Genomic DNA, 9044 nt, shown 5'->3' with positions numbered 1-9044 from the left:
CGAATTTTTTGTTTTGCCATTATTTTCCCTCCTTTTCGCCTATTTTAAAATAGACATTCTCCGTGAAAATTTCCCACACACTCGCCATGGCAAAGCGGCCGGGTGTGTCAGCAACCTTTCACTTCATCGCAGTCAAAGACCAACATTGTCTATTATACAGAAAACACAAGTCAATTGCAACACTAAATAATGCAATTTCTAGATGTCTTTCACACTCGTATTATTATAGCGGCATTCATTCTAATTTTCAAGTGAGTCTTCGGGAATCCAATAATTACATAAATCATTTTTCTAGTCATATAAAAACATCAATATTTACTTCATAGTACATATATAGAAGAAACAGTACTATTTCCTTATTCTCTATAAAGCAAAATAAAAAACCAGATGGATCGTCACCCACCTGGTTTCTATCATTAATTATTCAACGATTGTAGCAACAACGCCAGCGCCTACTGTACGTCCACCTTCACGAATAGAGAACTTAGTTCCTTCTTCGATAGCGATTGGTGCGATAAGCTCAACGTGCATTTCAATGTTATCTCCAGGCATAACCATTTCTACGCCTTCAGGAAGATTACAAATACCAGTTACGTCAGTTGTACGGAAGTAGAACTGAGGACGGTAGTTAGTGAAGAATGGAGTATGACGTCCACCCTCTTCTTTAGATAATACGTAAACTTCAGCTTTGAAAACTGTGTGTGGCTTGATTGTACCTGGCTTAGCAAGTACTTGTCCACGTTGGATATCTTCACGAGCTACACCACGAAGAAGAGCACCGATGTTATCTCCAGCTTCAGCGTAGTCTAGTAATTTACGGAACATTTCAACTCCAGTAACTGTAGTTGATTTTGGCTCTTCTGTGAAACCAGTGATTTCAATAACGTCTCCAACTTTAACTACTCCACGCTCAACACGTCCAGTAGCAACAGTTCCACGACCAGTGATTGAGAATACGTCCTCAACTGGCATCATGAATGGCTTGTCAGTGTCACGAGTTGGGTTTGGAACATACTCATCAACAGCAGCCATAAGCTCAATGATTTTTTCTTCCCATTCTGCTTCACCTTCAAGAGCTTTAAGAGCAGAACCTTTAACTACAGGAATGTCATCTCCTGGGAAGTCGTATTCAGAAAGAAGGTCACGAACTTCCATTTCTACTAATTCAAGAAGCTCTTCATCGTCAACCATGTCACACTTGTTCATGAACACAACAAGGAAAGGTACACCTACTTGACGAGAAAGAAGGATGTGCTCACGAGTTTGTGGCATTGGGCCGTCAGCAGCAGATACTACTAGGATACCGCCGTCCATTTGAGCAGCACCAGTGATCATGTTTTTAACGTAGTCAGCGTGTCCTGGGCAGTCAACGTGTGCATAGTGACGGTTTTCAGTTTCGTACTCAACGTGAGAAGTTGAGATAGTGATTCCACGCTCTTTTTCTTCTGGAGCGTTATCGATTTGGTCGTAACCTTTTGCTTCTCCACCCATTTTCTTTGCAAGTACAGTAGTGATAGCAGCAGTTAAAGTAGTTTTACCATGGTCAACGTGTCCGATTGTACCAATGTTAACATGGGGTTTTGAACGGTCAAATTTAGCTTTAGCCATTAGGAAAATCCTCCTTTAATATATAAAAAATAAGTATTATTTGAGCCGCGAAGAGAAATCCCCTCGCAGCTATGATGCTTACAATAGTAGTTATACTTGATTAAAAAGGTAAAATCAATTACTTTTATTCACCTTTATGTTTTTTGATGATTTCTTCAGAAATTGATTTTGGTACTTCTTCGTAATGATCAAATGTCATAGAGAAAACACCACGACCTTGTGTGCTTGAACGTAATGAAGTAGCGTAACCAAACATTTCTGATAGCGGAACCATTGCACGTACAACTTGAGCGTTGCCGCGAGCTTCCATACCTTCAACGCGACCACGGCGTGAAGTAACGTTACCCATAATATCTCCCATGTATTCTTCAGGGATAATAACTTCAACCTTCATTACCGGCTCAAGAATTACAGGGCTACATTTAGATGCTGCATTTTTCAATGCCATTGATGCAGCAATCTTAAACGCCATTTCAGATGAGTCAACATCATGGTAAGATCCATCAAACAATCTAGCCTTAATATCAACTAATGGGAAGCCAGCAAGGACTCCTCTATCAAGCGCATCTTCAAGACCAGCTTGTACAGGAGCGATATATTCACGAGGAACAACCCCACCGACAATACCATTTTCGAATTCAAAGCCTTTACCTTCTTCGTTTGGAGAGAATTCAATCCAAACATGACCATACTGTCCGCGTCCACCAGATTGGCGAGCAAATTTACCTTCAACTGACGCTGAAGCACGGAAAGTTTCACGGTAGGCAACCTGTGGTGCACCAACGTTAGCTTCTACTTTAAATTCACGACGCATACGGTCAACAAGGATATCAAGGTGAAGCTCACCCATACCAGCAATGATAACTTCTCCAGTTTCCTGGTCAGTATGTGCACGGAATGTCGGATCTTCTTCTTGAAGCTTTTGTAGAGCAGTTGTCATCTTATCTTGGTCAGCCTTTGTTTTTGGCTCGATAGATAATTGAATAACTGGCTCTGGGAATTCCATAGATTCTAAGATAACAGGAGCTTTTTCATCACAAAGTGTATCCCCTGTAGTCGTGTCTTTCAAACCTACAGCCGCTGCGATATCTCCAGCATGTACAATCGAAATCTCTTCACGAGAGTTAGCATGCATTTGCAGAATACGTCCTACACGCTCACGCTTACCTTTCGTTGAGTTTTTCACATAAGAACCTGAGTTCAATGTACCAGAGTAAACACGGAAGAATGTAAGTTTACCAACATAAGGGTCAGTCATAACTTTGAAAGCAAGAGCTGAGAACGGCTCGCTGTCATCTGCGTGACGCTCTGTTTCTTCCTCTGTATCTGGATTAACACCATTAATAGCTGGAATATCCAGTGGAGACGGAAGATAGTCGATTGCTGCATCAAGCATTTTTTGAACACCTTTGTTTTTGAAAGCAGTTCCGCACATTACTGGATAGAATTCAACGCTTAGAGTTGCTTTACGGATAGCCGCTTTTAGCTCTGCCTTAGTGATTTCTTCTCCACCAAGGTATTTTTCCATTAGTTCTTCATCAAGTTCAGCTACTGCTTCAATTAACTTTTCACGATATTCTTCGGCTTGAGCTTGATATTCTTCTGGGATTTCTCCAACTTGAATATCAGTTCCAAGATCGTTGTTGTAGAATGTAGCATCCATTTCAACCAAGTCAATGATACCTTTGAACGCATCTTCAGCACCGATTGGTAATTGAATTGGAGCAGCATTCGCTTGTAGACGATCATGTAGAGTTTTTACAGAATATAAGAAATCTGCACCGAGTTTATCCATTTTGTTAACGAAAACAATACGTGGCACGCCGTAAGTTGTAGCTTGGCGCCATACTGTTTCGGTTTGTGGTTCTACCCCAGATTGAGCATCAAGGACAGTAACTGCACCATCAAGTACACGAAGTGAACGTTCAACTTCAACTGTGAAGTCTACGTGTCCTGGTGTATCGATGATGTTAACGCGGTGACCTTTCCATTGTGCAGTTGTTGCTGCAGATGTAATCGTGATTCCGCGCTCCTGCTCTTGCTCCATCCAGTCCATCTGGGCTCCACCTTCGTGTGTTTCACCGATTTTGTGGATTTTTCCTGTGTAGTAAAGAATACGCTCAGTTGTTGTTGTTTTACCGGCATCGATGTGAGCCATGATTCCGATATTACGAGTATTTTCTAAGGAGAACTCTCTTGCCATTGGGTCTTTCTCCTTCCTAGTATGAGTAATATTTTGTATTGGGTATAAATCCTACCAACGATAGTGAGCAAATGCTTTGTTAGCTTCTGCCATTTTGTGAGTGTCTTCACGTTTCTTAACAGATGCTCCAGTATTGTTAGCAGCATCTAGAATTTCGTTAGCTAAACGCTCTTCCATCGTCTTTTCTCCACGTAGACGAGAGTAGTTTACTAACCAGCGAAGACCAAGAGTTGTACGACGATCTGGACGCACCTCTACTGGTACTTGGTAGTTAGATCCGCCGACACGGCGTGCTTTTACTTCAAGTACAGGCATGATGTTTTTAAGCGCTTGATCGAAAACTTCCATTGGCTCTTTTCCAGCGCGCTCGCTAATAATATTAAATGCTGAGTAAAGAATTGCTTGAGATTTACCTCTCTTACCGTCAACCATCATTTTATTAATAAGTTTGCTAACAAGCTTTGAGTTGTAAATCGGATCCGGTAATACGTCTCTTTTTGCTATAGGACCTTTACGTGGCATATTAGTTCCTCCTTTCAAAAATTCTTTTCTTTATTTTATTGAAATTATTTTTTCGCTGCTTTTGGTCTCTTTTGACCGTATTTAGAACGACTTTGCATACGGTTAGCAACACCAGCTGTGTCTAATGCTCCACGAACGATATGGTAACGTACCCCCGGTAAGTCCTTTACACGTCCGCCACGGATTAGAACAACGCTGTGTTCTTGCAGGTTATGACCGATACCAGGAATATAAGCATTAACCTCGATCCCGTTAGATAAACGTACACGAGCATATTTACGTAATGCTGAGTTTGGTTTTTTCGGAGTCATTGTACCAACACGAGTACATACACCGCGTTTTTGTGGTGAAGAAACATTTGTTTGTGCTTTTTTGAAGCTGTTATAGCCTTTGTTTAGCGCAGGTGATTTTGACTTATCCTCTTTCGTTTGACGAGGCTTGCGCACTAATTGGTTAATTGTAGGCATTGAATTGTCCTCCCTTCACTATTTTGTTTAAGCCCACACATCCAGGTGGTTCATTTTGTTGCAAAAAACAAAGTCTTTGTAGATTCGTTCTACAAAAACAGTTTTTAATTGATAATCGCAACAGCTGCTGCACCAACATCAATTCCACATGCTTTTCCAAGCTTTTTCATGGAGTCTACATAGAGAACCGGAACATTTACTTCAGATGCTTTACTTGCCACATTTGCGATTACTTTCGGGTCTGCATCTTTGGCAATAATAACCTCTTTAGTTGTTCCTGTCTGCAGTGCTTTCACAGTTTGCCTAGTTCCTATTATTACTTCTTTTGCCTGCAATACTTTTTCATAAGACATAAGTGACATCCTCCAAAGTATCCAGTTAATAGGAGCACCTTTGCTATATTACCATCTTCATTTTTGGATGTCAACAAACAATCTTATATTTTTTTAAAAAATATGATGGTAATCCATTTAAAAAACGGTACTGGCCAAGCGATTTAGCCAGCACCGATCATCTGAATTTATTCTACAGGAACTGCATCCTCAGCCGCCTCTTCCTTTGTGTAAGGCTCAGCTCTGCGATAACGCTGCATTCCAGTTCCAGCTGGGACTAACTTACCAATGATAACATTTTCCTTTAATCCCAGTAGTTCATCACGTTTTCCTTTAATCGCCGCATCTGTAAGAACTCTAGTTGTTTCCTGGAATGATGCAGCAGATAGGAACGAATCTGTTTCAAGTGATGCTTTCGTGATACCTAGTAACACTGGACGTCCTGTTGCAGGAAGCTTACCAGCAAGAAGGGCTTTCTCATTAGCATCTGTAAACTGATGTATGTCAAGAAGTGTCCCTGGCAATACATCTGTTTCAGCTGCATCAATGACACGTACCTTACGAAGCATCTGGCGAACCATTACTTCGATGTGCTTGTCACCAATTTCAACCCCTTGCATACGATAAACCTTCTGTACTTCGCGTAATAAGTATTCTTGAACAGCCGTAACGTCCTTCACTCTGATTAATTCCTTCGGATCAATCGAACCTTCCGTTAATTCCTGTCCGCGTTCTACCTGGTCATTCACCGCTACTTTAAGTCGTGCTGTATATGGCGCTGAGTATGTGCGGGATTCTACTTCACCTTGGACAACAATCTCATGCTGACGGTCTCTGCCTTCATTAATCCCTACTACAATTCCTTCAATTTCGGAAATAACAGCTACCCCTTTAGGATTACGTGCTTCAAACAATTCTTGGATACGCGGCAAACCTTGTGTAATATCGTCTCCCGCAACTCCACCTGTATGGAATGTACGCATCGTTAACTGTGTTCCAGGCTCACCGATAGATTGAGCAGCGATAATACCTACTGCCTCACCAACTTCAACCTCTTGACCAGTTGCTAGATTGCGGCCATAGCATTTCTTACATACGCCGTGGCGCGTGTTACAAGTAAATGCTGAACGGATCCAAACTTGTTCTATGTTCGCTTCTGTAACCTCTTGAGCAAGATCTTCCGTAATTAGACCATTTTCAGGTACGATTACTTCTTTAGTTTCCGGATGTTTAATAGCCTTTCTCGCATGTCGGCCAATTAGACGTTCTTCCAAAGTTTCAATCACTTCAGTGCCATCTTTCAACGCACTAATTAGTAAGCCTCTATCCGTACCACAATCATCTTCACGAACAATGACATCTTGAGCAACGTCTACTAGACGACGTGTTAAATAACCTGAGTCCGCTGTTTTTAACGCTGTGTCGGCTAGACCTTTACGAGCACCGTGAGTAGAAATAAAGTATTCCAATACTGTTAAGCCTTCACGGAAACTTGATCTAATTGGTAACTCGATAATTCTACCGGCCGGGTTCGCCATCAGTCCGCGCATACCTGCTAACTGAGTAAAGTTAGATGCGTTACCACGGGCGCCGGAATCACTCATCATAAAGATAGGGTTTGATTTATCAAGTGACTTCATCAATTTCTCTTGAATGGTGTCTTTTGCAGCACTCCAAATGGAGATAACACGATCATAACGCTCATCTTCTGTTATGAGACCGCGTCTAAACTGCTTCATAACATTATCAACTTTTGTTTGTGCCTCTTGGATAATCAGTTCCTTCTCGCCAAGTACCACGATGTCAGAAACACCAACTGTAATACCTGCTTTTGTAGAGTGCTTAAATCCAAGATCCTTCATGCGGTCAAGCATTTTTGATGTTTCAGTAATTTTATAGCGTTTGAAAACTTCAGCAATAATATTACCAAGAATCTTCTTCTTAAACGGATCTACTAGCGGCATTTCACGAATAACCGAAAGTACTTCCTGACCTCTTTCTACAAAATATTTAGCTGGAGTTTCCTCCTCTAAATTTTGTCTAGTAGGCTCGTTTATATAAGGGAAGGATGCCGGCAAAATTTCATTGAAGATTAGCTTTCCTACTGTTGTAACAAGGAGCTTCTGATTTTGCTCCGGTGTAAATGTTGGATTTTTCAAGGATCCAGCATGAACTGCCACACGTGTATGCAGGTGGACATATCCATTCTGATACGCGAGCAACGCTTCATTTACATCCTTAAAAATCATCCCTTCTCCAACTGCGCCATCTCTTTCAAGAGTCAAGTAGTAGTTTCCTAATACCATGTCCTGAGAAGGAGTTACAACTGGTTTTCCATCTTTCGGATTCAAAATGTTTTGAGCTGCAAGCATTAACAGACGTGCTTCAGCTTGTGCTTCTGATGAAAGTGGAACGTGAACCGCCATTTGGTCACCATCGAAGTCAGCGTTATAGGCTGTACAAACGAGCGGATGAAGACGAATAGCACGGCCTTCAACTAATGTTGGTTCAAACGCTTGAATTCCTAATCTATGAAGAGTAGGGGCACGGTTCAGAAGAACTGGATGTTCTTTAATAACACTTTCTAAAACATCCCAAACCTCTGGCTGAACACGTTCAATTTTGCGTTTGGCCGATTTAATATTATGAGATAAGCCCTTTTCGACTAACTCTTTCATAACGAATGGCTTAAATAACTCTAATGCCATTTCTTTCGGAAGTCCGCACTGATACATCTTTAAGTTAGGTCCTACAACGATAACCGAACGGCCAGAGTAGTCAACACGTTTTCCTAATAGGTTTTGACGGAAGCGTCCCTGCTTACCTTTTAACATGTGAGATAGTGATTTTAATGGACGGTTACCAGGTCCTGTAACAGGTCTGCCACGGCGGCCATTATCAATTAAAGCATCTACGGCTTCTTGGAGCATACGCTTTTCGTTTTGAACAATGATACTAGGCGCACCAAGATCCAATAAACGTTTTAGACGATTATTTCTATTAATCACACGACGGTATAAATCATTTAGGTCAGATGTAGCGAAACGGCCGCCATCAAGCTGAACCATCGGACGAAGCTCCGGCGGGATAACAGGGAGTACATCAAGGATCATCCAAGATGGCTCATTGCCTGAACCACGGAAAGCTTCCAATACTTCTAAACGCTTAATAGCACGTGTTCTTCGCTGTCCTTGTGCGGTTCTTAGCTCATCTTTTAAAATGTCAACTTCTTTATTTAAATCAATATCTGAAAGAAGTTTTTTAATGGATTCAGCACCCATAGAAGCTTGAAACTTATTTCCGTATTTTTCACGATATGCCCGGTATTCCTTTTCCGAAAGCAATTGCTTTCTCTCGAGGGCCGTGTCACCTGCATCAGTCACTACGTAAGACGCAAAGTAAATGACTTCTTCCAAAGCACGCGGAGACATATCAAGAACAAGTCCCATTCTGCTTGGGATTCCTTTGAAATACCAGATGTGGGAAACAGGAGCAGCAAGCTCAATATGACCCATTCTTTCACGACGCACCTTTGCACGCGTAACCTCAACGCCGCATCGGTCACAAACTACACCTTTATAGCGTACACGTTTGTATTTTCCGCAATGACATTCCCAGTCCTTTGTTGGTCCGAAAATTCGTTCACAGAATAAACCGTCTTTTTCAGGTTTTAACGTACGATAGTTAATCGTTTCAGGCTTTTTTACCTCACCATGTGACCACGAACGGATCTTATCTGGTGAAGCAAGGCCGATTTTCATATACTCAAAATTGTTTACATCTATCAAGGGGCCTACCTCCCTTTTTATCTCCGGGCTATGCCCATTTTGCCCATAAAAAGCAATTGGGGTGCAATGATAATGTTCATCAGCCCCGCTTAAATATGCGAAGGCTGTGAACTAATATTAAATT

The 9044-nt window shown here is 41.5% G+C and carries 7 protein-coding genes; 1 reads left to right on the top strand and 6 read right to left on the bottom strand.

What is annotated here, in order from left to right; translation table 11 throughout:
* Positions 1–190, top strand: a 190-nt coding sequence (locus V7149_RS13605; RefSeq protein ID WP_335346162.1) for a hypothetical protein, incomplete at its 5' end; no start/stop codon positions are given.
* Between the two features lie 230 nt (positions 191–420).
* On the opposite strand, the gene tuf is transcribed toward V7149_RS13605, so the two are convergent.
* The 6 genes from tuf to rpoC form a co-directional block, all read right to left on the bottom strand.
* A complete protein-coding gene (gene tuf / locus V7149_RS13600; protein ID WP_335346161.1) occupies positions 421–1608 on the bottom strand; it encodes an elongation factor Tu in 1188 nt (395 codons plus the stop codon).
* A gap of 124 nt (positions 1609–1732) precedes the next feature.
* A complete protein-coding gene (gene fusA, locus V7149_RS13595) occupies positions 1733–3811 on the bottom strand; it encodes an elongation factor G (RefSeq protein WP_335346160.1) in 2079 nt (692 codons plus the stop codon).
* A 51-nt stretch (positions 3812–3862) separates the two neighbouring features.
* Complete coding sequence (rpsG, locus tag V7149_RS13590) at positions 3863–4333, bottom strand: 30S ribosomal protein S7 (protein WP_315666869.1); 471 nt, start codon at positions 4331–4333, stop codon at positions 3863–3865.
* A gap of 44 nt (positions 4334–4377) precedes the next feature.
* Complete coding sequence (gene rpsL, locus V7149_RS13585; protein WP_335346159.1) at positions 4378–4800, bottom strand: 30S ribosomal protein S12; 423 nt, start codon at positions 4798–4800, stop codon at positions 4378–4380.
* Positions 4801–4904: 104 nt separating this feature from the next.
* Positions 4905–5153: a 50S ribosomal protein L7ae-like protein gene (locus tag V7149_RS13580; protein WP_335346158.1), complete on the bottom strand. Its 249-nt coding sequence runs from the start codon at positions 5151–5153 to the stop codon at positions 4905–4907.
* 167 nt (positions 5154–5320) lie between these two features.
* A complete protein-coding gene (gene rpoC, locus V7149_RS13575) occupies positions 5321–8920 on the bottom strand; it encodes a DNA-directed RNA polymerase subunit beta' (RefSeq protein WP_335346157.1) in 3600 nt (1199 codons plus the stop codon).
* Positions 8921–9044: the final 124 nt, after the last annotated feature.

The sequence above is a fragment of the Bacillus sp. JJ1503 genome (genome assembly GCF_036965125.1).
GTDB lineage: Bacteria > Bacillota > Bacilli > Bacillales > Cytobacillaceae > Cytobacillus.
This window is presented reverse-complemented; position numbering and strand designations above follow the sequence as displayed.